This is a genomic window from Bacillus sp. GW823-FHT06B01, from assembly GCF_058952315.1.
In genome coordinates this window covers 662,982-688,003 of the sequence record NZ_JBXAHR010000003.1, presented here as the reverse complement: position 1 = coordinate 688,003, position 25,022 = coordinate 662,982, and the positions used below count along the sequence as shown (strand labels likewise).

Below are 25,022 nucleotides of genomic sequence, written 5' to 3'. Positions count from 1 at the left end.
GTGTAACTTATTAAAAATAAGTTATTAATTTTATATAATTAAAACCAATTACTATATTTTACAATACACCCCAGATTTTTTAGTATTCGGCATTTCCCCTATGAATCCCCTAGTCATATATAATGAAAAGTGATAAGATGTTGAATTGTTAAGATAAGAACATTTTCTGGATTATGGAGGAAATGTCATGAAAAAAGAAAAGAGACACTCTATTCGAGAAGCAATGAAAAAAAACTTAAGAAAAGAATACTTTTACTTAAAAAAAGAATTACTTTTCTACTGTCCAATTGATTTAGGCACATTCTCAAGCGAGACATACTATGCTGCTTTCGATGAAGATGGCATCAGTATTTATCAGTATGATAAAAAAACAGAGAGTAAATTAAAACTGTGTGAGCGTCACCCATGGAAGAGTTGGAATAAAGTGAAGGTGGATCATTATTTGACAACTTCTCAATTTATTTTTCAAGGTGAGCGAAACTGGATATTATCCCTTTTCCAAAAAGGAAAAGAAGCTCAAAAAATAATTGAAGAGCACACATCTTTACAAACTGAAGTTGTTTCCCGTTCTTTCTTAAAAAAACTTCCAGGGTTCCGTTCTAATGCACCGTTGAATAAATACATCGGCAGCATTTGCTACACTGCACTTATTGCATTTTTATTAAAATGGATGATTCCATTTCAAGCACCACAAATCGCCCTGTACTCCATTTCAATCGGTTGTATGCTTCTTGGTTTACTTTGTTTGACAATCGGTTTAATTGAACCGACTATTGTACTATTTCGAACGAACGAAAAAACAAGAACGAAAGTATTTTACTTATATAGCTACTTAGCTATTTCTGGATTTATATGTGTCTTTATTTTTTGGTAAAAAAAAGAGCTAGTTTAACTAGCTCTTTTTTTACTTTACGTATAATTGTTGATTTGGATAAATCCGATCTTGCTGCAGTCCATTTTTATCTTTAACTTCCTTAACTGACATACTAAATTTCCGTGCAATACTAACTAAAGTGTCCCCTTTTTGGACGACATATAAGGATGAGGACACAACCTCATTTCTCTGTTCATTTAGAACAAGCAATGGATTCATCGCATTCTTTTTCGCCATCGTCCATCTTCCTTGATGAACTTCTAAATGTAAGTGTGCACCTCTCGATTCTCCTGTATTTCCTACTTCTCCAATTATTTCTCCTTTTGAAATATAATCCCCTTGAACTACATATCTCTTATTTAAATGCGCATACACAGCCTCATATTCTCCATGTTTAATAAATACAACGTTTCCATAACTACTTGAATAATAAGACTTTGTTACCTTACCTTCTTGAATAGCTGCCACAGGCGTGCCAATCGGTGCTGCTATATCTATACCGTAGTGTTTTCCATGCCTTGTCCCAAAATAATCACTTATCTGCCCTTCAACAGGCCATGTCCATTGATTTCCCTCTGCGTACACATGTAATTGAGATAAAAACAATACCGTCAATAACATGATGCTACATTTTAACACTTTCATATACATCCTCCGTTTTCTAATTAACACCATACCTTCTCTATTTTGGTATATTACAGAAAAAAGTATACAAAAAAAGAAAGTGAATCACTCCACTTCCTTCTCTTTTTTATCACGAAAAACGATTGCACTGCGATTATACTCCACATCTTTTACTTGTAATCGAGCGTTTATTACTCTAGCTACCGCAAACAAATAATCAGATAATCTATTTACATACTTTAGAACAACTTCATTTATTTTCCCTTCTTTTTGCAAGGACACTACACATCGTTCTGCTCGCCTTACAACTGTACGTGCAATATGAATAGCAGCTGCCGCTTCGCTTCCACCTGGTAAAATAAAACGCTCTAACGGCGGTGCTTCTTCTATATACGAATCAATCCTTCTTTCTAAGCTTTCAACCATTTCAACCGTTACTTTATAAGGAATTTTCCCCTCTACTATCGCCAAGTCTCCCCCGCAATCAAATAGTTCATGTTGAATATTTTCAAGTTCATTGTAAATATCTCCAAAAGATCCGCCTTGTAGCTTAGTCATTGCATATCCAATATGAGAATTCGCCTCATCTATCGTGCCATATGCTTCAACTCGGATATTATCTTTATCCACTCTGCCGCCTATTACACTTGTTGTCCCTTTATCTCCTGTTTTCGTATATAATTTCATCGCTTCACGACACCCCTCTTGCTATTCTTCATTCGACTAAGATAGAAAAAAAGTTCTACTATTATTTATTTAATTGATTTTACAAAAAAATAAAAAACAGTAGAACTTTATTCATTATCAACTTTAAAAACGCATATCTAAATTATACGATTCGGTAAATATACAGAGAATGTAGTTCCCTCTCCAACAACACTTGAAACAGCGATTTTACCATCATGGCCTTGCACAATATTTTTTGCAATCGCAAGCCCGAGCCCCGTTCCACCTTTTTTCCCACGTGTTCTTGCTTTATCAGCTTTGTAGAAACGATCAAATAAAAATGGAATATCTTCTTCTGGAATACCAGCGCCCGAATCTTGTACTTCAAAAGTAAGACCATTATTTTTCGTATTAATTACAAGCGTTACATGTCCGCCTGCATTCGTATGACGAATTGCGTTATCAATTAAATTCGTCAATACTTGTTCCATACGATCTGCATCAAACGGGTATTGTTCAATTGGATTCTGGAAATCAACCGTTAATGCGACTTCTTTATCCTTTGCAATTCCTTGGAATTTACGACCTATTTTTTCAACGAAAGGATGAATATCAACTTCACCTATATGTAACTCTACATTACCACTTTCCATACGCGCTAAATCTAATAGTTCATTTACAAGTTTACCTAAACGAACGGATTCATCATAAATAATTTGAACAAACTCATTAATTTCTTCTTTCGTTTGCACAATATCATCTAAAATCGCTTCACTATACCCTTGAAGCATTACCATCGGTGTACGAAGTTCATGTGATACGTTCGCAATAAAGTCTTGACGCATCTTCTCAAGACGGCGTTCTTCCGTCATATCACGTAATACAGCTACAGCGCCACGAATTTTCGTTTGGTTGTAAAGCGGCGTCATAAGAACTACATAATTCCCTTTTTGTAAATTAATTTCAACCACTTGTTGTTGTTCACTTTCTACAACGAGATGGAATAGTTCAACAAGTTCAGAAGGTAGTTTTTTACTGAGCTCTACTTCCTTTTCCTCTTGCCAAACTTGTAAGAAATGTTCAGCCGGCGGATTAATTACAACGACTTCACCTTCTTGATTTAACGTAATAACCCCATCTGCCATACTACTTAAAATACTAGCTAACTGTTCTTTTTCTTGCTGCAGGGCATTCATATTAAACTTCAACTGTTTCCCCATTTGATTTAAGGCCGTTGCAAGCTCACCAATCTCATCCTGAGATACCATAGGTGCTTTTGCATCAAACTTCCCACGCGCGACCTCAAAAGCAACCTCACGCATTTTACGGAGTGGTGCTGTAATTCGAGTAGATAAGAAGAATGCAAAGAACGTTGTTAATATAATCGCAATCCCTGCTGATAAGAATATAAAATCAGTCGTTCTCTCCATACCTTGTATCGGTACTTGTAAAGATTCGTATACGAACACTGCACTTTGATTTTTTGAATGCACTGGTTTTCCGACAATCATAATATCATTTTCAGTGTTTTTATTCTTTCTACTATTAGAGGCTTTTCTAATGTTATTCTTAATTTCTTTTTTGTCTGTAAAAACAGCCGCTAATTCTTTGTCTTCTTTCAAATCATCCATTGTAAGAGTGACTAATCCTTCTTGTTTCGGCGAAGAAGATATTTCTTTACCATCTTCTACAATAATGATCCTTGAAAGTGGATCAGAGAATTTGTACGCGATATTCTCAATCGTTTTTACATCGGCACCTTCTTCAATTAACTCTGAAACACTTGTTGCAACTTTTTGAAGCCTAGCTTCACTCATATCAACATAATATGTTCTAAAAAACTGTGAAAGTAAAATCGCAACAAATCCGAGCACAAACGAAACGAGAAGTAATATAGTCATCCATAACTTCCCTACTACACTTCTCCAAAGCATCAGTCGTTCACAACCTCAAATTTGTAACCTACGCCCCAAACGGTAACAATCATCTTCGCAGCATCTGGTGATTTTTTGCTTAACTTCTCACGTAAACGCTTTACATGCGTATCAACTGTACGTAAATCTCCGAAGAATTCATATTGCCATACTTCTTTTAACAATTGCTCACGATCAAATACCTTATCAGGCGCTTTCGCTAAGAATAATAGTAATTCGTACTCTTTCGGTGTTAAGTTTACTTCATTACCATCTGCTGTAACACGGTGTGCATCATTATCAATTGTTAAATGAGGGAACACAGTAACATCTTTTGTCGTTGTATCTTGTGTAAAGAACGTTGTTGGTACAGAACGGCGTAAGACCGCTTTCACACGAAGCACTACTTCACGTGGGCTAAATGGTTTCACAATATAATCATCAGTTCCTACCTCAAACCCTTGTACTCGGTTTACTTCTTCACCTTTTGCCGTCAACATAATAATTGGCGTCGCTTTCTTCTCACGAACCCCTTTACACACTTCAATACCATCTTTACCTGGCATCATAAGATCTAATAGGATTAAATCGTAATCATTTTGTAACGCCATTTCTAAAGCTGTATCGCCATTGTCCGCTTCTTCAATTGTATATTGTTCTCTTTCTAAATACATTTTCAACAAACGACGAATACGATCCTCATCGTCTACAATTAAAATTCTTGATTCATTTTCCATTTCTACCCGTTGCGTACTTTTACCACAACGGTTTACACCTACCCTTCTACACTAGTATGTTGCACTATTCTCGTTTATTTAAGCAATCTTCTAAATGTTTCACTTCCCATATTATGCTTCACAAGAATAATAAAGTTTGTTCAATTTTTTTCCAAAACTATGTATTTTTTTTGAACAGGATATAATGTCCTCGACATCATTTTACAAAATCAACCGCTACTTTGTCATGTTTTTCTCAAAAAAGAAGAAAAATTGACAAAAATAAAATAGGAAAGTGACATTCACTCTCCTATTTTATTTCTCTATGCGTATGAATGTAAACCCGCGATAATTAAGTTTACTACAATAAAGTTAAACATAATGATTGCAAAACCAATTACCGCTAACCACGCTGACTTCTCTCCGTGCCACCCTTTTGATAAGCGTAAATGTAATACCGCCGCATAAAAAAGCCAAGTAATAAGCGCCCAAACCTCTTTTGGATCCCAACCCCAAAAACGTGTCCACGCTATTTGAGCCCAAATCATGGCAAAAATTAATGCACCTAATGTGAAAACCGGGAATCCAATTGCAATAGAACGATATCCGATTTCATCCAGTAAATCACTATTTGTATTCTTTACTAACGGCTGAAGTGCTGCCGATACTCGTTTGCGTAAAACAAGTCTTAATACAATATAAAGTAATGTCCCAACTAACACTGACCAAATAACAGTATTTAATTTTTTCGCATTTACAATCGCTGGAACTTCAACTGTCGGTTCTAATTTATTTTCTGCCAATAACTTTCCTTCGTGCGGTCCTACTAAAGCTGGAAGATTGTACTTCATTTCCACTTGTTGTTCATTTTTATCAATCCATTGAAACTTTGCTTCATATTTCATACTAGAAAATAACGTTGTCACTCCAATAAAACCAACTGTACAAACAAGTGTGAACACTACCGTTTCTAACCAAAATGTACGTTTGGTTCTCGTTGATTGGTCTACATTTTTCAATAAATACATAACGCCCGTAATAAAACTAATTGCTAAAATTGCTTGTCCTGCTGCTGCAGTCGTCACGTGAATATGCAACCAATTACTTTTTAAAGAAGGAATAAGCGGAGATATTTCCCTCGGAAACATACTTGCATAGGCAATTAATAAAAGTGCAACTGGTAATGCAAAAAGTCCGATTATACTTACGCGATACATAAAATACATGACAATAAATGCTCCGACAAGCATCATGCCGAAAAATGTACCGAATTCAAAAAAGTTACTAACTGGTGCATGTCCTGATGCAATCCATCTTGTAACAAAATATACTGTTTGTGCAATAAACCCTAAAATTGTAATCGTTATTCCTATATTTGCCCATTTATGACCTTTTTCTTTAATTGCTCCCCCGAAAAATAGAGTTGCAATTAAATATAAAATAAATGCGGTAAAGAGAAAGTTACTACTTATTTGCACCATATCGTTTCCCCACCTTAACTAATTTTTTTATCCACTACTTTATCGCTTGGCTGCGGAATTGCCGTACCTTCTAGTACTCTTTCAATATCTTTCTTTAAACCGAACCAATTTTTATTCGTGTGTCCTGCAATCCACCATTCATCATTAACGCGTTGTATCCAAATACGGCGATGATTCCAATACATCCCTTGAATGACACCCACCATAAATATAAATCCTCCAATACCGAGAATCCAAAGCGTTAAATCTTTCCTTACAGTAAGTGCCGTTGCATTTTGCATTTCCACACCTGCAAACGACATTTTATATTTATTATTTCCATCAGGTTCTATATTTTGCTGAATACCAACAAAACTCACTTCACCATCTGGTGTTTCAGGCGTAAACATTTTAAACACAAATGCAGGGTTGTTTGGTAATTTCGTTTTCGTATTTGGTCTTCCACTCTCATCAAAATAAAAATCTGGAAAATAGCTTAATAGTTCTAAAGAATAACCATTTCCTAAATCAAATTTTTCTGTAGGATTCGTTAAATCTACTTTAATCGGTCCCCACTTTTGATTATTTTCTTTGTTTTGCAAATGGAATGACATGCTTTTAAATTCACTTTCTTTGTAATCCACTTGATATATAGCAAATTGATCAAATTTCAGCGGTTCATTCACTCGAATTTCCGCTTCTTTTACTTTTTCTAATTTCGGTTTTTGTCCTGCTATATTTTCGCCGACCGCTTTATATAATACAGCATTCGTTTGGAAGTTTTTCGCAATCATTTTATCGCCTACACGATCAATCGCTTCATCAAAAACTTCCTTGTCCTTACTTTTATCATAAACTTCCTTAATAAATTTCTCGTTTTTTAAATAGTATTGACCATCCGTTCCTGGTATTTCTTTCGTTTCACCGTCACGTAACCAAAGGGCTTCGTCTACGTACATACTCGGTAAAAAACGGAGCATTGCACCGAATAAAAAGATAATGAGACCGATATGATTCACATATGGACCCCAGCGTGAAAACCGTCCCTTTTCCGCCAAAATATTTCCGTCTTCCACTTTCACGTTATAGTTTCTTTTCTTTAAATTCTTTTGCACTCTTTCAAGATCACCATCTTGCGGTGTACCAGTACCGTATAATCTTTGTCTCTTTAAAAAGCTAGGGTGTCTTTTCACCCCTTGCTTCTTTAAAGCTTTATAAAGTGGAATGACACGGTCTAAGCTACATATCACAAGTGAAATACCAATTGAAGCAATTAAAATCATATACCACCATGAACCGTATAAATTATTAAATCCTAATTGATAGTATAGTTGCCCTAAAAATCCGTATTCTTGCTTATAATATTCAGCTGGTGCAATTCCTGGAGTTATGTACATTTCTTGCGGAAAAATAGTTCCTATTGCTGATGCAGCTAAAGTGATTACAATGAGCCATACACCCACTTTTACAGAAGAGAAAAAGCTCCAAATTTTATCGACTATCGTTTTTGTTTGTGTGAGAGATCTCCGAGCACTCCCCTCATAACGCATATCCAATAGTTTTATATTTTCATTGCTTTCAAATGGTTTCCCACATGCTTCACAAAAAACAGTTCCTATCGGATTCACATGTCCACATTCACACTTAATTTCTTTCAACACTCTCACCGCCCCTATATCTATATGTACTATTGTATATTCTACCCTCAAGTTACCGCAATACTCAGAATTTTTAAATCAAAGACGCTATAGGTAAGCGCCTCGTATGTAAAGGCTTTCTTTATTACGGAGTAATTTTCTTTAAATACTCTTCCAATTGTTCTATCGTTTGTTCACCTTTAATCTCTTGAATCACCTTACCATCCTTATCAATCAAGAAGCTTGTTGGTAACGGTATTACTCCATACGTTTTTATAATTTCTCCACCTTTATCAATTGCGACTGGGAACTTAAGATCGTATTGTTTCACAAAATTCTTAACAGCAATATCCGTTTCATCTGCATCTAACGCAATAATTTCAACGCCTTTTTCTTTATACTTTGGATATAATTCGTTCATATAAGGCATTTCTTTTTCACACGGTTTACACCAAGTGCCCCAAAAGTTTAAAAATACACCTTTTCCCTTTAAATCTTTTAATTCAATTTTCTTTCCTTCTAAATCTGTTACAACAAAATTAGGTGCTTCTTTTCCGATTTGCATTTTCTCTTCTTTAGTGAAATATCCTTGATAAAGTGTAAATCCTACAGCACCGCATAAAATGAGTAGAATCATAACGCGAAATAATAAGCGATTTTTTTTCATATTGTCTCCCCTCTCTTCGACGAGTGATAAATATATGTATTTTTTAATAAATCACCAGCGGAGCATTCCACTGGTGAAAGTTTCACACTATCGGTTAGCGCGGCTTTGTAGAAGCCAATGCACGTAATTGTTTCACCTCATGTGGTGACAATTCTCTCGCATCACCAGGTCGCAAGCTACCCACTTCTAAAAAGGCGTAGCGTTCACGCTTTAGTTTCACTACTTTACAATCTAACGCTTCAAACATGCGGCGTACTTGACGATTACGTCCTTCATGAATCGTTAATTGTACAATCGCAGTCTCTTTACGCTTGTCCCAAGAAATAATTTTCACTTGTGCTGGTGCTGTTTTCCCATCTTCTAATGCAACACCTCGTTCTAACATGCGAATTTTCTCACCTGTTAATGGCCCTTTAATTTTTGCAACATACGTTTTTTCAACTTTATATCTCGGATGCATTAATACATTTGCAAATTCCCCATCATTTGTCATCAATAATACGCCAGACGTATCATAATCTAAGCGTCCGATTGGGAATAAACGTTGTCTAATTTCAGGGAAAAAGTCTGTTACAACACTTCTTCCTTTATCATCTGATACACTTGAAATTACGCCAGTTGGTTTATATAGTAAAAAATAAACAGGTTCTTCTTTTTCAAGAGGGATGTTATTTACTTCTACTTTATCTTGAGGAGTTACTTTCGTTCCTAACTCCTTCACTATTTTTCCATTCACTTTTACTTTTCCTTGCTGAATTAATTCCTCAGCCTTTCTTCTCGATGCAATACCTGCTTGCGCAATCACTTTTTGTAATCGTTCCATTTCTTTTTTTCACCTCGAATTTATCTTACCTTACATTAGAAAGACTTGGCAACCGCATACGCTTGACGGCTATTGGCTTCATCTTACTTAAACAACATAGCGATGATAATAAACATATAAAGGGCAAATCATGTTTTTACCTTTTATTATTGTCCATATTCTTCATATTGCTCACAATAAAAGTTCATCATTTTGTCAAAAATACCGCATAAAAAAACCACTATTAAGCAACACCTTAATAGTGGTCGTATACGTATTATAAGCGAAATAGCATAAAAAATGAATAGCCGCCTTACTTAAACATTAAAGAAACAAACACAATTGAACAAATAATCCCGATTAAATCGGCAAAAAGTCCTACTTTTAATGCATCTCCCATCTTTCTAATTCCAACAGCTCCGAAGTATACTGTTAAAATATAAAAAGTCGTATCTGTACTCCCTTGCATCGTAGAAGCCAATCTTCCAATAAACGAGTCTGGCCCATATGTGGCAATTAAATCGGTCGTAATACTTAAACCAGCAGAGCCTGAAATAGGGCGTATAAGTGCTAGTGGAACAATTTCTGCTGGGACATGAATTAAATCTAACATCGGCTTCATTACTGATATCATTGCATCTAACGCTCCAGACGCCCGAAAAATCGAAATAGATACAAGCATTCCAACCATAAACGGTAAAATAGAGATCGCAATTTGAATCCCTTCTTTTCCCCCCTCAACGAACGATTCATACGTCGGCACTTTCTTTATCGTGCCATATAAAAGGATAAAACCGATTACACAAGGGATTACCCATAATGATATCGTATTTACAATGCTCATTTTTTCCGCCCCTTCCTACTCCTTCTTCGGTAAAAATAGCGGTCAATCCAAATCGCTCCGATCATAGAGAGTACTTGTGCAATGAATGTTACCCCAACAATTTCAGTAGGATTCGCTGATTCATACGTCATTCGAATCGAAATGACAGTAGTAGGAATTAAAGTAATCGCTGATGTATTTAATGCGAGAAACGTCACCATAGAACGGCTCGCCGAATCCTTCCCTCCATTTAACTCTTTCAATTGTTCCATCGCTTTAATACCAAGTGGGGTTGCTGCATTACCTAACCCAAAAAAGTTCGCCATCATATTCGATAAAATAAATCCCATTGACGGATGATCTTTCGGGATTTCTGGAAACAACCTTTTTACTATCGGCATAAAAAGTGACACTAACTTTTTTAACAACCCTGCTTCCTCTGCAATTTTCATTAAACCGAGCCAAAATACTAATACACTAATAAGTCCTATACAAATTGTTACTGCATCTTTTGCTCCGTCAAATACGGCTTTATTTATTGCTTCCATCGTTCCATTTATCATGGCATATACAATCCCTATGACTGCCATCGCTACCCATACGAGATTAACCATCGCTCCCAACACCTATCATATGAGAAAAAATTTCTTTCACATTATTCCAATACATTCCCGTTGTAGCTACTAACTTTCGTTTACTATAAAATAAATTCCGTTCTCCAACTTTCTCATTGCCAACATAAATTTCCGTCTTCCCAACCTTTACTCCATCTTTAAGTTTTGCACTTTTATCAAGTTCAACTTTTAATACGACATTCTTTCTTTCCTGCTCAGTTAATGGCACCGCAAAACTATTTTTTGTATATACATGATTGGCATATTTCTTTTCAGTTATTTCAGCAAGAGCTCCTTGTCCTACAACGTTCGTTTGCTTGAAACGTTCAAAACCTTTATCAAATAAATTCATATGATCATCCCAATCACTAGAAGCGCTCAAAGTTACGACAATTAGATCTAGTCCATCTTTTGATGCTGTTGTAACAAGTGTCCGTCCTGCTTTCTTCGTAAAACCTGTTTTTCCTCCTGTCGCAAATTCATAATAAGATGTCACGAGTTTATGTTTGTTTTTCCACGGATAATCCCACGAATCTGATTTATACGTTTTTGTCCCAAAAATCTTCTTAAAGGTTTCGTTCCCCATTGCATACTTTGTTAAAAGTGCCATATCATAGGCTGATGAATAATGGGATCCATCTCCATCCAAACCATGTGGGTTTGAAAAGTGAGTATCTTTCATTCCAATTTGTTTCGCCTTTTCATTCATTAAATATACGAACCCTTCTATACTTCCTCCTACATTTTCAGCAATTACTTGTGCTGCATCATTACCAGATCTAAGCATGAGTCCGTATACTAAATCCTCTAACTTCACTTTCTGTCCAGGCTTTAAATAAATTGCTGATCCTTCTACTCTCACCGCTTCATTACTAACCGATACCATTTCTTTCATTTTTCCTGATTCAGCAGCTAACAAGGCTGTCATAATTTTTGTTATACTAGCAATTTTTTGTGGCTCATGTTCTGCTTTTCCGTATAATACACGACCGGACTGTTGCTCCATTAATACAGCATTTCGAGCACTGACATTACTGTTCATCTTTGCATATGTAGGAATTGGTATAACGCTTGCGCACATAATAAGAAGCGTGATTATTACACAAATTCGTCTCATATTTCCCCCCACGTCCTTTTGGCACTTTTTGTACAAGTGTATGCTTGGCCTTTTAAAATATGAACGAAATCTCTTTCTCCTTCTAATAAAAAAGACGCAGAGAACCTGCGTCTAATACGGTGTCCATTCAATTTGTTTCGCACTTTCAAATCTTTTTTCTACATCAGGCCAATTTACAACATTCCACCAGTTTTTAATATATTCATCTTTTCGATTTTGGTATTGTAAATAATACGCATGTTCCCACACGTCTAGCACGAGGAGCGGTATCGTATCCCATTGTGTAAATAATTGATGAAGTGTACTCTGCAAAATTTCTAATCTTCCAGATCGTGGTACCCAAACGAGAAGCGCCCAGCCTGATCCTTCCACTTTAGAAGCTGCTTCTGTGAAATGTTTTTGAAAACGTAAAAAACTCCCAAAATCTTGTTCAATCTGTTGTGAAAGAGCCCCTCTTGGACTTCCGCCACCATCTTTTTTCATGTTATTCCAAAATATCGTGTGTAAGTAATGACCTGATCCATGAAAAGCCGCTTCTCTTTCCCAATGCTTAATTAAATCAAATTGATTTGTTTTTCTCGCTTCTTCCATCATTTTCTCTGCCTTATTTAACCCTTCCACGTAACTGCGATGATGTTTATCATGGTGTAACATCATAATTTCTCTAGAAATATACGGTTCTAACGCATTATACGGATAAGGTAATGGTGGAAGTGTATGCCCTCCAATTGGAACAGCTCGTTCACTATCCCCTCTTTCATATAGTTCATATTCCTCTTCTCCTTGCACGAATACTTCCTGCAAATGATGCTGAATATGTTCTACATCATCACTTATTTCATACATAAACTCTGCATCTGTATCATACTCATGCTCTTTCATACGATCTAATAACGTTTGAATTTTATAAGCAAGCATATGGACATCATACACTTCCATTGCACGGCTATCTAATACGTGAAGAACACTTTCACACCAGCTTTCTACTTCATGAAAGTAATCTGTAAATACACCTTGCTGACTCATGTTACACCTCCTTAATGCTATCCCCATAAATATATTCAAAGGAAATCCCTTATATAACTGTACAAAAGGAAAAGAAGCTAAGTCCCCTTAGCTTCTTTTTCGCAATTAATATTTGTGTAACATCTTTGTTTGGTAATCCGTCTCATAATATTCTAGTTCTTCACGCATCAATTGAAATTTTCCTTCTAAACTCTTCATCACTTGCTCTATAGATGCTGGTGGCGTTTGTTGAAAAACGATGGAGTTCTTCCCAGTATAGGCAGACCGACTATTTTCATACCAATGATCACTCTTTGGTGAGAAAAACTCTGCAATTACTTGATGATAAATTTTATATAAAATTTTCTCAGCTGCTGTTTTTCGAAATGGCTGGCTATTTAACAAAACAAAACATGCATCATGTCCTTCTTCACAAAAAACGAGAAGACGTCTTATTGATGCTAATAACCCTTTATAATATTGCTCGTTCCCTGCTGGTTTTTCTTCTAATAAAGAAGGCAACGTATGATAATTTACATAATTGGTTATTAAAGTAATAACATCTTCTAAAAACATAGAAACTTGTTCTGTTTGATTTTCAACCATTAGATTAGACATTTTTTCCCTCTCCTTTGCCATTTCACTCTATTTCTACTCTTTTATTTTTATGTAATTCAGCTAATATTTCTTGTACTTTCACCACTGTTTCCTCATCAAAATATTGTTGGAATGCTTCTATATTATTTAAATATAAACGTTTTTGCATGCGATGCTCATTCTCTTTCAGTAAACAACATATCGCTACAATATCCCGTAAATATATGTCTTGTTCTTCTACTTTACATACTGGATTTCCTTCAAAAGGAGTAATTTCTTGTAAAACTTCTTCAAAATATCGAACGTATAAAACGGAAAAAGTTCTCTCTTTATTATTTAATATATATGTCACTTCAGATCTATTAAAGAAATCTTCTGATGTATTAGGTTTCGCTTTCTCTAACTCATATCCCGCATAACCTATTATAATCATCTACTTCCCCTCTCTTCCTTCTTTCAATTCATTTTAACTTAATTTTCTGACAAACGAAATACTCTTTTAAATATGACCCATATAAAAAATAGCTTCTCTATACAGGAATTTACCTTTTTATTTTTCTTGAAGTTTGTCATAATAATATTATTGTCTCAGTTTTCTTATACAAGGAGAGTTGTATTTATGTCGTTTTCATGGAAACGTTTCTTACAAATCGGGAAAATTATCTTCCCATTTGTTGTATTAACAATTGTATTCTTTCAAGCAAAAAAAGAATTAGCAGGCATTTCTTTTTTAGAAGCAATCAATACAATTAAAAACATTCCAACCGGAGGAGTCTTTTTAGCAATTACACTTGGTGCATTTGCCGTATCAACAATGTTCTTTTATGACTATGTTATGCTTCGTTATTTAAAAGCTGATATACCAGTCCAAAAGATTTTTCGTATCTCATGGATTGCTAATACTTTAAATGGATTTATTGGGTTTGGTGGTCTCGTTGGAGCTGGTGTACGCACAATGCTTTATCGTCCATACATAAAAGAAAATGGCAAACTTATTAAAAGTATCGCCTGGATGACAACTGCTTTTATTAACGGACTCGCAATTCTTTCTTTCCTCGGTCTTATTGGAATATTAGACACAAGTTTTATTTTGCATGAAAAACCGTGGCTATGGCCTGTTCTTATTTTCTTCGCCCTTTTCGTCCCTATATACATTGGCTTTTCTAAACTAAAAAATAGAAAACCAAAGCAAACCGAAGGGCAAGAAGAAGGGGAAGAAGAAAAAAATCCAACTGTTTTATACTCATTAGTTTCATTAGTTGAGTGGGTATCTGCCGGTATTGTTATGTACGTCATACTAATATTATTTGGTATCGATATCGAATTTCAAAAGTTTTTAGGTGTGTATGTAATTGCTGCTTTAGCTGGTGTTGTTAGTCTCGTTCCTGGTGGACTTGGTTCATTTGATCTTGTCTTTTTAACTGGGCTCGGACAATACGGCATTGATACAGGCGTATTACTACCTGCTATGTTATTATATCGCCTCGTCTATTATATTTTACCTTTCTGCCTTGGTCTTATTTTTGCAGCTTTTGAAATGACAGGCGTGGCCATTAAAAAGTTTGAAGATAAACCTTTTATTGCGCCTGCATTAGAAACAACTGGTGTTATATGGACTTTGCAGCGTGATTTTCTAGGAAAACTAGGTTCATGGGCCTCTGCTGCTTTAACAGTATTTGCTGGATTAATGGTTATTTTATCGACCATTCTACCGACAAGTATAAACAGAGCACATGCCTTACATATTCTAGCTCCAAAACATCTTATTCAATTTTCTTTTAGCTTATCACTAACATTTGGTATTCTCCTCCTGATCCTTTCGCGAGGGATATATTATGGAACAAAGCGTTCTTACTATATGACGATTATTTCTTTAATCGGAGCAGCCATCTTTAATACGCTAAAAGGGATTGATATTGAAGAGACGTTTATTTTATTAATCGTACTCGCTGTATTATATATGCTTCGTAAAAGATTTGTACGCGAGAAAATGGAAGTCTCACTTTCTGATATGGTAAAAGTTTTTATATTCTTACTCATAACTTTATATTTATATAAAAACTTAGGTATTTTATTTGCAGGTGCAAAAGAAGCTTTTAAACCTGATTTTGTCGTTCGTAATATTACGCAAGTGAAACGAAGTGCATTAGCAGCTGCCTTTTTCGTTCCTACATTTTTACTGATTGGCTCACTCATTGCCAATCGTTATCGAAATGAATTTCCCGGGCAACCAGCTAATGATAAAAGGTTGCAAAACTTTTTAGATGAACATGATGGTAATGTACTTAGTCATTTAGGATTTTTAGGAGATAAACAATTTTTCTTCAGTAGTGATGGGAAAGCGCTCCTTCTCTTCTCTATAACTGGAAAACGTCTCGTTGTGCTAGGTGATCCAATTGGTGATCCTTCCTCCTACCGTACTGTGTTACAAGAGTTTTTAGCTGAGGCTGATCGATTTGGATACATTTGTGTATTCTACCAAATAGAAAGTAAATGGATGAGTTTATATCATGATTTTGGTTACAACTTCTTTAAACTTGGTGAAGAAGCTGTCGTTGATTTGAACACATTTACAATAACAGGAAAAAAACGAGCCGGTATGCGAGCGACTTTCAACCGTTTCGAACGAGAAGGCTATACATTCTCTATTCATCAGCCACCATTCTCAAACGAATTATTTGAAGAGTTAAGAAAAGTTTCAGATGCGTGGCTCGGCGGAAAAAAAGAGAAAGGTTTTTCACTCGGATACTTTGATCGTGAATATATTAGCCGAGCACCTATCGCTACATTATGTGATGCTGATGGAAAAATCATTGCATTTACAACCTTTATGCCCGTATATCAAGACGGATCATTGTCTGTTGATTTAATGCGCTATTATCCAGATGCACCTAGCGGCATTATGGATGCAATTTTCATCCACCTATTCCAGTGGGCAAAAGAAAATGAATACCACTCCTTTAATATTGGTATGGCACCACTTTCAAATGTAGGTTTATCGACACAATCTTTTTGGTCCGAACGAGTTGCTGCTGCCATCTTTAATAATGTTCGTTATACGTATAGCTTCAGCGGGCTACGTCATTTTAAAGAAAAATATAAACCAGCATGGAGCGGTAAATATTTAGCATTTAGAAAGAATCATTCTTTACCAATTACAATGCTCTCTGTAACAAAATTAATAGGAAAAAGAAAAAACAGCTAAACATTTAGCTGTTTTTTCTTTTTTGAACTTGTACAATAAATTCTTTTTCATATTTCTTACCATTTATATAGAAATCTCCCCATATTTTATACGTTCCTTCTATAGGAAATGTAATACGGTATTGTAATTGCTCATCTGTATCAACAGGTATTGCGTATAAAAAGTTTTCTCTCGTTTCGTCCACGATATAGAGCGCTTCCACTTCTCCTCTCTCTGAATGTAATTTCAATTTCTCACCTTTTTTCGCTTGGAATTGAAATGTTAACGTCGCTGGTTCATTCGGATGCAATGCACCAAATAATAGAGAAACTTCATACTCCCCTATTTTTTTTGTAAGCACACTATCGATTGAAAATTTTAATTTTTTCTTATTTTTCTCCTCTATTTCTCTCCCAAAATCTTTCTTCGCAAATGATTTCACAGACTTGTTTTTGTCTTCATATAAAAATATTGTATATCTTTCATCTTTCGCTATGTTGGAAGATACCTTATATGATCCATTCCCTGCAAATGTAGGTTTCATTTGTTGTACATGTTTTAATTGTCCGTCTACAATAACTGCCCGAATTTGATCATTCACACCACGAACTTCGTTATTTTTATTATTTAGTAATTGAAACAAAATATTTACTTTCTCATTTCCTTTTCCATTTGACACATCCCATTTTACTTCCTGAACATCACCTACAGTCTCTGTAGTTTCCTGATACTTTTTTATGTAAAATCCGCCTACTACAATAAATAGTAAAGCAACAAGTCCAATGACAAGATTTTTCAAAATATCACCTACCATTTTTATTGTCTCTGTTTATACAAAACTTCTTACATATATATTCTAGATTATGATTTATGAAATCCTCCTGCTTTGCACATATTACAAATAATTAAAAGATTTTAATTGAAAGGATTGATAGTGTATAATGCAAATGATATTGATTTCTATCAATACATTATAAGGAGGACTTTTCATGAGTGTACATATTGAAGCAAAACAAGGCGAAATTGCTGAATCTATTCTATTACCTGGTGATCCATTACGTGCAAAATATATCGCTGAAACATTTCTAGAGGACGTTACTTGCTATAATAACGTGCGTGGTATGTTAGGTTTCACTGGAACTTATAAAGGAAAACGCGTATCTGTTCAAGGTACAGGTATGGGTGTACCTTCTATTTCTATTTATGTAAACGAATTAATCCAAAGCTACGGAGTTAAAAATTTAATTCGCGTTGGAACTTGCGGTGCGATTCAAAAAGACGTAAAAGTACGTGACGTTATTATTGCAATGACAGCTTGTACGGATTCTAATATGAACCGTTTAACATTCCCAGGTTTTGATTTTGCACCAGCTGCAAACTTTGACCTTTTAAAGAAAGCTTACGATGCTGGAACTGAAAAAGGCTTACACGTTCGTGTTGGTAATGTTTTAACAGCAGATGTATTTTACCGCGAAAGCATGGACATGGTTAAAAAACTTGGAGATTATGGTGTACTAGCAGTAGAAATGGAAACAACTGCTCTTTATACATTAGCAGCGAAATACGGTGTAAATGCGTTATCTGTATTAACAGTAAGCGATCACATTTTCACTGGTGAAGAAACAACATCTGAAGAGCGTCAAACTACATTTAACGAAATGATTGAAATCGCTTTAGATGCAGCAATTCAACAATAATACATTAAAGAACTCGTCATACGTCTGTCGAGTTCTTTTTATGTGACTTTTTATTAAAAACTACTTTCAGAAGAGACAGATTTTCTCCTCTACTTTTTTGTAACGTTTGTTATAATTAAGAAATCATTTACAGTATTTCTCACAAGAGGTGACGCAGTGAAAAACAGAAGTATCGTCTTTAAACTATTTTTATTAACATCAACATTATTTACAATCATATTCCTCCTTTTTTTCTTAGGACAATCTCTATTTTTAGAGAAATTTTACATTAATAAAAAAGTAAAAACAGTTCAAACTGCTTTTGAGAAGTTCGTAAATACTTACGAAGAAAGTGGTAAAACTTATGAGGAAATTCGAAAATTAAAACAAGAATTTCATGACAAAACAAATGCTGAAATGCAGTTTTTAAATACGAACGGCATTATTAAAAGTGACAATAATTTCTACATTGATGTAATTAATCCTAAAAATAATAAAGCATATTCCATTCCACTCAATAATGTTTTAACGCCAGAAGAATATAATAAATTCGAAAACTTAGGATTGAAAAAAGATGGGATGATAAACGTCGTCGGTTTTGTACAAGATTCCACCATAACACCACTAGAATTGACAACAAACTATAATCGATGGCAAAACGAAAATGTCAACTCAGATTTTCAATCCATTAATGGAAACCCTGCTAAAAATAGACTTACAAGCCGATCCAAAACTGTGACTCAAATTGAGTTTACTGGTATCGTATCTAAGTTACAGCTTCCATCCAAAGCAGATGTTCGTCTTGCAAATGATTTTGAAACATTACAAGCCGTTCAATATTTTGCAGAGATTATTAGAAATGGCACTGCTAACTCACACCAATTAAACACTTATATAATAGATGGTGGAGAGAATATAAAAAATAGTATCTTTGTAAAACCTATTGTGGAAAATGGAAAAATTACAGAATACGCTTTTGCGATAGCATCTTTACAACCTGTTAATGAAGCGATGCTCGTTTTAAAGGATTATTATGTCTATGCCTTAATCATCGTATTTCTCGTAATTATTTTATTATCCTTCTACTACTCAAAAATCATTGTGAAACCATTAATTAAAATGAATCGCGTTACAAAAAAAATGGCCAATTTTGATTTTAGTGAAAAATTACCTGTGACAGCAGACGATGAAATTGGCGGGCTTTCCGGTAGTATTAATACGTTATCTGTAAACTTAAAAGACCGAATCGATCGATTAAATGTTGCCAATACAAAATTACAACAAGATATTGAACGTGAACGTCAATTAGAGAAAACGCGAAAAGAATTCATTTCTGGTGTATCACACGAATTAAAAACTCCACTTAGTGTAATTAGAAGTTTCGCAGAAGGAATTAAAGATGGCGTTAGTAAAGATACGACGTATTACACAGATGTTATTTTAGAAGAAACAGAAAACATGAACAGACTTATTGTTGAAATGTTAGAATTAGCAAAACTAGAATCTGGTACGTACAAACTAGATATGACGACATTCTCAATCGGTGAATTAATTCAACAAGTCTATACAAAGTTATTATTTAGCATGGAGGAAAAGCATTTACAAGTGAACGTAGATGTAGACTCTTCTATATTCGTTAACGCGAATCGTAGTCGTATTGAGCAAGTCGTTGTGAACTTACTTAGCAATGCAATTCGCTATACGCCAGATGGAGAAAAAATACACGTCTCCGTTATAGAACTGGAAGATATAGTAAAATTCGAAATCGAAAACACAGGAAACCCTATCCCTGAAGAAAGTCTTGAAAAAATTTGGGATCGTTTCTACCGTTTAGATGCATCTCGTAGCCGTCATACTGGAGGTACCGGTCTCGGGTTATCAATTGTAAAAAACATTTTAGACCTCCACCATGCCGAGTACGGTGTATATAACACGACTAATAGTGTTGTATTCTACTTTAATTTACAAAAAGTAAAAGAAGTCAAATAATTTGTCTTAATTTCACTAGGAGTTCACATGAAATTCACACTCTCCCTTTATAGTAGGAAACAAGTTAATCCTTTCCTTTACACACATAAATGAGGAGAGTGCGTGAAATGAAACAAGCAGGACAACCTATTCAAAATGAAAAACAATTAGAAACTATCAAAAATATACTTTTACAATCTTCGAAACGTGATGGCTTATTATTCGTATTAGCTGTAAATTCTGGCTTAAAAGTAAGTGAAATCTTACAATTAAAAGTTAGTGATGTAATCGATGAAAATGAAAATGTTCGCCATTCCATTTTATTTTACAATGAAAAAGTAAAGAAACATAAATGGTTTGCTGTAAATGAAGACTTGCAGCACGCGATCGAAGACTACATGAAAGAACGTAAAACTTGGAAACGTAATGAACCATTATTAAAGTCTCAAAAAGGAACGAAATCTATTACGAGACAACATGCATGGTACATTTTAAACAAAGCTGCAAAAGAAGTTGGATTAGAAGGGATTAGCTCACATACACTTCGAAAAACTTGGGGATATTGTGCATACAAATCAGGTGTTGATATCGCATTTTTACAACACTTCTTTGATCATAGTACTCCATCAAAAACTTTAAAGTATATCGGTATTGCTTAATAACTCTTATACATAAAAAAGGTTACCATTTATAAATGGTAACCTTTTTTATGTTTCACATTCTCTTTTCTTGTCTCTCCTATATTGTAGTGGTACTCTAATAGTAAGGGGGAGAAATTATGAACACATTAACAATTGAATTACCGAAAGATACGGCTGAAAAACTTGATTTATTAAAACAAGCTTATGAAAAGAAAACAGGCGCTTCCATTTCTGAAAGTACTCTTGTTCAAACACTTATCTCAAAAGAGTTTATCCAAGCGATAACTCCTTTTGATTTACAACAATTCGTCACTGGAAAAGAACAGCATTAATTGCTGTTCTTTTTTTTGATACTTTATTAGGAGTTTACTAGCATTCTCCCCTGAAAAACTTCTTTGCTTCAGCCAAACCTTTTATCAGGAATCTTCCTACCCGTTAATGTCTCATAAAAAGTTTTTTATTTATTTTTCGGAAAACTATTGACAATGATAATGATAACCATTATCATTTATTACGAAGCCAACAATTGATGAATCAACCAAACGCTCAGTAACATTGTTACCCCTCTTTTTCATATAGAAAGGCACTGTACATTCCCCCTGTTTGTACAGTGCCTTTCTTGTTTATTATCATTCAAACAAATTTAATTGCTCAGGCTTCGGCTCACCATATGTAATGTTCATCATTTTCATAAGCTGTTTCGCATTATCCGCTGCATCTCCGCCCGAATTATTGTTAAATAGTACATATATGTCCTTTGTCTTCTTTTTTAATTGCTCTAGTCTTTCTACCCATTCTTCTAATTCTTTATTGTTGTAGCGATATAAGCAACGAACCGCTCTCCAATTTTCCCCTTTATCAAGCCACCCATGAACATTCCTACCATGAAAACGTATTAACACCATCTCTGCATTCGTTACTTCTAATACGAGAGGTACCGAACCTATCCCGGCCTGCGGCTCATCACAAATGGTATGAATCCATTTCTCATGTTCTAGAAACTGTATCGTCTTATCTTTCATTTCGGGATAAAACCATGTTTGATTTCGAAATTCTATGGCACACGGTAAACCTTCCATTTTTTCTTTCGTATATCGAAGAAAATTCACATTTTTCTTTTTACAATCAAACCATGGTGGATATTGAAATAAAATCATTTTTAATTTATCAGCTTCTATTAAAGGCAGAATAGATTGTTTGTACACATCAAACATCTCATCAAACGTAGAAAAAGGGATTTCACCTTTCATATGTCCTGTCATTCCTTGATATGCTTTTACTATAAAAGCATAATCTTTCGGTGTTTCCATTGCCCATTTTGTATAGTTTCGTGCAGGTTGCATCGCATAAAATGAACTATCCACTTCCACTATAGGAAAATACTCACTATATGTTCGTAATTTATTTCTATTTTCATAGGGATCTATATATAAAGAATCATGATCTCCCCACCCTGTCACTCCAATGAAAAGCAAATATATCCCTCCCTTTTTAACTTCACCTTCTATTCATTCTACTCACTTCCCGAACACTTCAGCTAATCAATTTTATTAAGTAGCCCCTTCTTTAAGAGTATCCGTATAAAAATATGATATACTAGATGGAAGAATTTTTAAATTGAGGGGTTATTCATTTATGCTTCCAAACGATGATATTGTATCTCATGAAAAACGAATAGAAGAATTAGAAAATAAAGTACGTTTTTATGAAGAACTTGTGAATCAATTACCACATCATTTCACATACAAAAATCCACATATTGGTTTACAAATAAAGAAAACGAGAACGACTCATTCCATTCAAAACATAAAAAAAGAGAATAAAGAGGCTGATTTTCAACTTACTTGCGATTCATTATTTTTATTTGAGCAACTTGAAACATACTTCATTCATATTTTTGATGCTTTTTCACATCATGTAACCTTTGTTGATGCTAAAGGAAATATCACTTTATGTAACCAAGCTGCAGCAGATGATTTTGGTGTAGTACGAAATGATATAATCGGAAAGCCAATTCAACAATTACTACAATTGCCAGAAGAAAAAATTAAAGCTCTTGAAACATTAAGAACTGGAACAGAAATATATAATGAAGAAGTTTTAGACAAAAACTATGGCATTTTAAATAACCGAATTATTCGTGATTATAACGGAGAGATTTTTAGAGTTATTAGTGTCTTTCATTATTTAAACACAGAACGTGATGCAGAGAAATTTTCTTTAGCAGGGCGAATTGCAGCTGGGATTGCACATGAAGTACGTAATCCTCTTACAACCGTACGAGGTTATTTACAATTTTTACAAGAAACTGTTTCTCCATCTAATAAAGAATTATTTGAAAACTTACTTATTCCTGAATTAGACCGCGCAAATAGTATTATTACAAAATTTTTAGCTATTTCAAAAACACGCGAATTTACAAGAGAACCGTTTCCTATTAATACATTTTTACGTGAGTATATTCAACAGTTACTAGCTAGTGAAGTCTTTTTACATAATATTTCAATTGATTATAATTTTTCTACCGAATTAGATGATGTATTAGTCCATATTGATCGTCATGAACTTGTACAAGTTTTTTTAAACCTATTTCAGAATGCTGTCGATGCTCAAGGTGAAAAAAAACTTTCTATCCAAATTACTAGTTATCGTCTAGATAATTTTGTTCGTATTACTTTCACTGATAATGGAATTGGTATTCCAACAGCCATTCAAGAGTATATCTTTGATCCATTCTTCTCAACAAAAGATTCGGGCACAGGACTGGGCTTGTCAGTAACGAAGAAAATTATTCAAAATCATAACGGTACATTAAAAATGACCAGTAATCAAGATGGTACAACTTTCACTATTTCAATTCCAATTTTACCTAAAACAACCCTTGAAAGATTAAATGACTACAAATGAGGTACTCCTCCACAAACTGCATGCCAATTGTTAAATACCTACAACAATTAGCATGCAGTTTTTTATGCTGAATTTTTCGTCTTTACATTATATAAACCTTCTCTTTATCTTACTTATTTTTGCTAGGAGGGCCAATTTCTTATTTTTTTAGAAATGGTAGTTTGTCCATCACGAATTTAGTATAAATTTCATTTTAATATATAGTAACGACTATTGATTCTATGAAAGAAAGGAATGAAAAGATGAACAATAAAAATAAAGGAAAAGTATTTTATGGTAATGATTGTTGCGAAGTCAGAGCTTGTAGTTATATTAACATCTCTAAGTCCGAACTTACAGAATTCGTTAGACTTCTTCAAGCTCTTGGCCAAGCTATTCAAGCTGTCTTTCAAAACCCTTCTCAAAATAATATCGATAACTTGATTGCTGCCCTAAATAACCTACAAAAATTCCTCAATTGCTTAGATTTATCTCCAGCACAAAAACAAATTGGAAATTCTATTATCGCTAATCTATTAACTATTTTAAAAACAAAACCTTTCTCATGCGGAGCATTGTACGTTGAGCTACAAAGCTTGCTTAATTATTTATTGTATATCGCTAAGTTATTTAAAGTAGATTGCTGCACTATCGACAAACTAGTTAAACTCATAACAGAGATCCAAACTATCCTAGTTCAATACGGGTCAGGTTGCCTTGGAGGAGGAGCAACAGGGGCTACTGGGGCTACTGGACCTCAAGGTGCTACTGGACCTCAAGGACCGGCTGGTGCTCAAGGTGCTACTGGACCTCAAGGACCAGCTGGCGCAACAGGTGCTACTGGCGCTCAAGGACCTCAAGGTGCTCAGGGACCAGCGGGTGCTCAAGGCGCTACTGGACCTCAGGGTGCTCAAGGTATTCAAGGTCCAGCGGGTGCTCAAGGTGCTACTGGTGCCCAAGGACCGGCTGGCGCTCAAGGTGCTACTGGCGCTCAAGGACCGGCTGGCGCTCAAGGTGCTACTGGTGCCCAAGGACCAGCTGGCGCTCAAGGACCGGCTGGTGCTCAAGGTGCTACTGGCGCTCAAGGACCGGCTGGCGCTCAAGGTGCTACTGGCGCTCAAGGACCGGCTGGCGCTCAAGGTGCTACTGGCG

The 25,022-nt window shown here is 35.0% G+C and carries 24 protein-coding genes; 8 read left to right on the top strand and 16 right to left on the bottom strand.

All coding sequences use genetic code 11. The features are described from left to right. Window positions 1–187 precede the first annotated feature (187 nt). Complete coding sequence (locus tag AC1Q8N_RS16770) at window positions 188–874, top strand: hypothetical protein (protein ID WP_000711800.1); 687 nt, start codon at window positions 188–190, stop codon at window positions 872–874. Window positions 875–904: 30 nt separating this feature from the next. Here AC1Q8N_RS16770 and AC1Q8N_RS16765 read toward each other — a convergent pair whose 3' ends face one another. The 14 genes from AC1Q8N_RS16765 to AC1Q8N_RS16700 all read right to left on the bottom strand — a co-directional run bounded on the left by AC1Q8N_RS16765 (window position 905) and on the right by AC1Q8N_RS16700 (window position 13,948). Further along, window positions 905–1,519: a peptidoglycan DD-metalloendopeptidase family protein gene (locus AC1Q8N_RS16765; protein WP_048541899.1), complete on the bottom strand. Its 615-nt coding sequence runs from the start codon at window positions 1,517–1,519 to the stop codon at window positions 905–907. 84 nt (window positions 1,520–1,603) lie between these two features. Further along, window positions 1,604–2,185, bottom strand: coding sequence for a cob(I)yrinic acid a,c-diamide adenosyltransferase (locus AC1Q8N_RS16760; RefSeq protein WP_048541897.1), 582 nt, complete (start codon window positions 2,183–2,185; stop codon window positions 1,604–1,606). A gap of 137 nt (window positions 2,186–2,322) precedes the next feature. After that, a complete protein-coding gene (gene resE, locus AC1Q8N_RS16755; RefSeq protein ID WP_000964666.1) occupies window positions 2,323–4,098 on the bottom strand; it encodes a sensor histidine kinase ResE in 1,776 nt (591 codons plus the stop codon). Continuing rightward, window positions 4,098–4,814: a DNA-binding response regulator ResD gene (gene resD, locus AC1Q8N_RS16750; protein ID WP_000426862.1), complete on the bottom strand. Its 717-nt coding sequence runs from the start codon at window positions 4,812–4,814 to the stop codon at window positions 4,098–4,100. Before resD ends, resE begins: the two co-directional genes overlap by 1 nt. Before the next feature lie 302 nt (window positions 4,815–5,116). Then, on the bottom strand, window positions 5,117–6,274 hold the full coding sequence (resC, locus tag AC1Q8N_RS16745) for a cytochrome c biogenesis protein ResC (protein ID WP_493521289.1): 1,158 nt from the start codon (window positions 6,272–6,274) through the stop codon (window positions 5,117–5,119). 14 nt (window positions 6,275–6,288) lie between these two features. Beyond that, the gene (resB, locus tag AC1Q8N_RS16740; protein WP_098047363.1) at window positions 6,289–7,914 is read right to left on the bottom strand and encodes a cytochrome c biogenesis protein ResB; all 1,626 of its coding nucleotides are present in this window, start codon (window positions 7,912–7,914) and stop codon (window positions 6,289–6,291) included. A 121-nt stretch (window positions 7,915–8,035) separates the two neighbouring features. Then, window positions 8,036–8,557: a thiol-disulfide oxidoreductase ResA gene (gene resA / locus AC1Q8N_RS16735; protein ID WP_000742211.1), complete on the bottom strand. Its 522-nt coding sequence runs from the start codon at window positions 8,555–8,557 to the stop codon at window positions 8,036–8,038. Between the two features lie 94 nt (window positions 8,558–8,651). Then, window positions 8,652–9,380, bottom strand: a complete 729-nt coding sequence (gene rluB, locus AC1Q8N_RS16730) for a 23S rRNA pseudouridine(2605) synthase RluB (protein ID WP_000440552.1) — start codon at window positions 9,378–9,380, stop codon at window positions 8,652–8,654. Window positions 9,381–9,672: 292 nt separating this feature from the next. Beyond that, window positions 9,673–10,203: a spore maturation protein SpmB gene (spmB, locus tag AC1Q8N_RS16725; RefSeq protein WP_000029511.1), complete on the bottom strand. Its 531-nt coding sequence runs from the start codon at window positions 10,201–10,203 to the stop codon at window positions 9,673–9,675. Beyond that, window positions 10,200–10,796, bottom strand: a complete 597-nt coding sequence (gene spmA, locus AC1Q8N_RS16720; RefSeq protein WP_000247806.1) for a spore maturation protein SpmA — start codon at window positions 10,794–10,796, stop codon at window positions 10,200–10,202. Before spmA ends, spmB begins: the two co-directional genes overlap by 4 nt. Beyond that, window positions 10,789–11,913, bottom strand: a complete 1,125-nt coding sequence (dacB, locus tag AC1Q8N_RS16715) for a D-alanyl-D-alanine carboxypeptidase DacB (protein WP_116443083.1) — start codon at window positions 11,911–11,913, stop codon at window positions 10,789–10,791. The genes spmA and dacB overlap by 8 nt, the downstream gene beginning before the upstream one ends. Window positions 11,914–12,024: 111 nt before the next feature. Further along, window positions 12,025–12,939, bottom strand: a complete 915-nt coding sequence (locus AC1Q8N_RS16710) for a superoxide dismutase (protein ID WP_000082674.1) — start codon at window positions 12,937–12,939, stop codon at window positions 12,025–12,027. 105 nt (window positions 12,940–13,044) lie between these two features. Next, window positions 13,045–13,536, bottom strand: coding sequence for a YpuI family protein (locus AC1Q8N_RS16705; protein WP_000067570.1), 492 nt, complete (start codon window positions 13,534–13,536; stop codon window positions 13,045–13,047). A gap of 22 nt (window positions 13,537–13,558) precedes the next feature. Beyond that, a complete protein-coding gene (locus AC1Q8N_RS16700; protein WP_431098473.1) occupies window positions 13,559–13,948 on the bottom strand; it encodes a hypothetical protein in 390 nt (129 codons plus the stop codon). A gap of 186 nt (window positions 13,949–14,134) precedes the next feature. Between AC1Q8N_RS16700 and mprF the strand changes: the two genes are divergently transcribed. Next, the gene (gene mprF, locus AC1Q8N_RS16695; protein WP_048541887.1) at window positions 14,135–16,720 is read left to right on the top strand and encodes a bifunctional lysylphosphatidylglycerol flippase/synthetase MprF; all 2,586 of its coding nucleotides are present in this window, start codon (window positions 14,135–14,137) and stop codon (window positions 16,718–16,720) included. Between the two features lie 4 nt (window positions 16,721–16,724). Here the strand turns inward: mprF and AC1Q8N_RS16690 are convergent, their stop codons facing one another. Then, a complete protein-coding gene (locus AC1Q8N_RS16690; protein WP_493521288.1) occupies window positions 16,725–17,513 on the bottom strand; it encodes a DUF8832 domain-containing protein in 789 nt (262 codons plus the stop codon). A 175-nt stretch (window positions 17,514–17,688) separates the two neighbouring features. Between AC1Q8N_RS16690 and deoD the strand changes: the two genes are divergently transcribed. The 4 genes from deoD (at window position 17,689) to AC1Q8N_RS16670 (ending at window position 21,316) form a co-directional block, all read left to right on the top strand. Then, entirely contained in the window at window positions 17,689–18,396 is a 708-nt protein-coding gene (gene deoD, locus AC1Q8N_RS16685; RefSeq protein WP_000110707.1) for a purine-nucleoside phosphorylase, read from the top strand. 156 nt (window positions 18,397–18,552) lie between these two features. Then, complete coding sequence (locus AC1Q8N_RS16680; RefSeq protein WP_048541883.1) at window positions 18,553–20,364, top strand: sensor histidine kinase; 1,812 nt, start codon at window positions 18,553–18,555, stop codon at window positions 20,362–20,364. 107 nt (window positions 20,365–20,471) lie between these two features. Continuing rightward, a complete protein-coding gene (locus AC1Q8N_RS16675; RefSeq protein ID WP_000806236.1) occupies window positions 20,472–21,002 on the top strand; it encodes a tyrosine-type recombinase/integrase in 531 nt (176 codons plus the stop codon). A gap of 119 nt (window positions 21,003–21,121) precedes the next feature. Further along, the gene (locus AC1Q8N_RS16670) at window positions 21,122–21,316 is read left to right on the top strand and encodes a DUF3924 domain-containing protein (protein ID WP_001094854.1); all 195 of its coding nucleotides are present in this window, start codon (window positions 21,122–21,124) and stop codon (window positions 21,314–21,316) included. A gap of 297 nt (window positions 21,317–21,613) precedes the next feature. Here AC1Q8N_RS16670 and AC1Q8N_RS16665 read toward each other — a convergent pair whose 3' ends face one another. Then, window positions 21,614–22,459: a DUF72 domain-containing protein gene (locus tag AC1Q8N_RS16665; protein ID WP_493521287.1), complete on the bottom strand. Its 846-nt coding sequence runs from the start codon at window positions 22,457–22,459 to the stop codon at window positions 21,614–21,616. A gap of 160 nt (window positions 22,460–22,619) precedes the next feature. Here AC1Q8N_RS16665 and AC1Q8N_RS16660 point away from each other — a divergent pair, with 160 nt between their 5' ends. Further along, window positions 22,620–23,891, top strand: coding sequence for an ATP-binding protein (locus tag AC1Q8N_RS16660; protein ID WP_000937261.1), 1,272 nt, complete (start codon window positions 22,620–22,622; stop codon window positions 23,889–23,891). Window positions 23,892–24,112: 221 nt separating this feature from the next. After that, on the top strand, window positions 24,113–25,022 hold a 910-nt coding region (locus AC1Q8N_RS16655), incomplete at its 3' end, for a collagen-like repeat preface domain-containing protein (protein WP_493521286.1).

Excerpts from the sequence above, each read along its gene's own strand:
- AC1Q8N_RS16710 (WP_000082674.1), bottom strand. The coding sequence starts at position 12,939 with ATGAGTCAGCAAGGTGTATTTACAGATTACTTTCATGAAGTAGAAAGC.
- resE (WP_000964666.1), bottom strand. The coding sequence starts at position 4,098 with ATGCTTTGGAGAAGTGTAGTAGGGAAGTTATGGATGACTATATTACTT.
- AC1Q8N_RS16765 (WP_048541899.1), bottom strand. The coding sequence starts at position 1,519 with ATGAAAGTGTTAAAATGTAGCATCATGTTATTGACGGTATTGTTTTTA.
- dacB (WP_116443083.1), bottom strand. The coding sequence starts at position 11,913 with ATGAGACGAATTTGTGTAATAATCACGCTTCTTATTATGTGCGCAAGC.
- spmB (WP_000029511.1), bottom strand. The coding sequence starts at position 10,203 with ATGAGCATTGTAAATACGATATCATTATGGGTAATCCCTTGTGTAATC.
- resD (WP_000426862.1), bottom strand. The coding sequence starts at position 4,814 with ATGGAAAATGAATCAAGAATTTTAATTGTAGACGATGAGGATCGTATT.
- resA (WP_000742211.1), bottom strand. The coding sequence starts at position 8,557 with ATGAAAAAAAATCGCTTATTATTTCGCGTTATGATTCTACTCATTTTA.
- AC1Q8N_RS16700 (WP_431098473.1), bottom strand. The coding sequence starts at position 13,948 with ATGATTATAATAGGTTATGCGGGATATGAGTTAGAGAAAGCGAAACCT.
- AC1Q8N_RS16705 (WP_000067570.1), bottom strand. The coding sequence starts at position 13,536 with ATGTCTAATCTAATGGTTGAAAATCAAACAGAACAAGTTTCTATGTTT.
- AC1Q8N_RS16760 (WP_048541897.1), bottom strand. The coding sequence starts at position 2,185 with ATGAAATTATATACGAAAACAGGAGATAAAGGGACAACAAGTGTAATA.
- AC1Q8N_RS16770 (WP_000711800.1), top strand. The coding sequence starts at position 188 with ATGAAAAAAGAAAAGAGACACTCTATTCGAGAAGCAATGAAAAAAAAC.
- AC1Q8N_RS16690 (WP_493521288.1), bottom strand. The coding sequence starts at position 17,513 with ATGGTAGGTGATATTTTGAAAAATCTTGTCATTGGACTTGTTGCTTTA.
- AC1Q8N_RS16675 (WP_000806236.1), top strand. The coding sequence starts at position 20,472 with ATGAAACAAGCAGGACAACCTATTCAAAATGAAAAACAATTAGAAACT.
- spmA (WP_000247806.1), bottom strand. The coding sequence starts at position 10,796 with ATGGTTAATCTCGTATGGGTAGCGATGGCAGTCATAGGGATTGTATAT.
- mprF (WP_048541887.1), top strand. The coding sequence starts at position 14,135 with ATGTCGTTTTCATGGAAACGTTTCTTACAAATCGGGAAAATTATCTTC.
- rluB (WP_000440552.1), bottom strand. The coding sequence starts at position 9,380 with ATGGAACGATTACAAAAAGTGATTGCGCAAGCAGGTATTGCATCGAGA.
- deoD (WP_000110707.1), top strand. The coding sequence starts at position 17,689 with ATGAGTGTACATATTGAAGCAAAACAAGGCGAAATTGCTGAATCTATT.
- AC1Q8N_RS16670 (WP_001094854.1), top strand. The coding sequence starts at position 21,122 with ATGAACACATTAACAATTGAATTACCGAAAGATACGGCTGAAAAACTT.
- resC (WP_493521289.1), bottom strand. The coding sequence starts at position 6,274 with ATGGTGCAAATAAGTAGTAACTTTCTCTTTACCGCATTTATTTTATAT.
- AC1Q8N_RS16660 (WP_000937261.1), top strand. The coding sequence starts at position 22,620 with ATGCTTCCAAACGATGATATTGTATCTCATGAAAAACGAATAGAAGAA.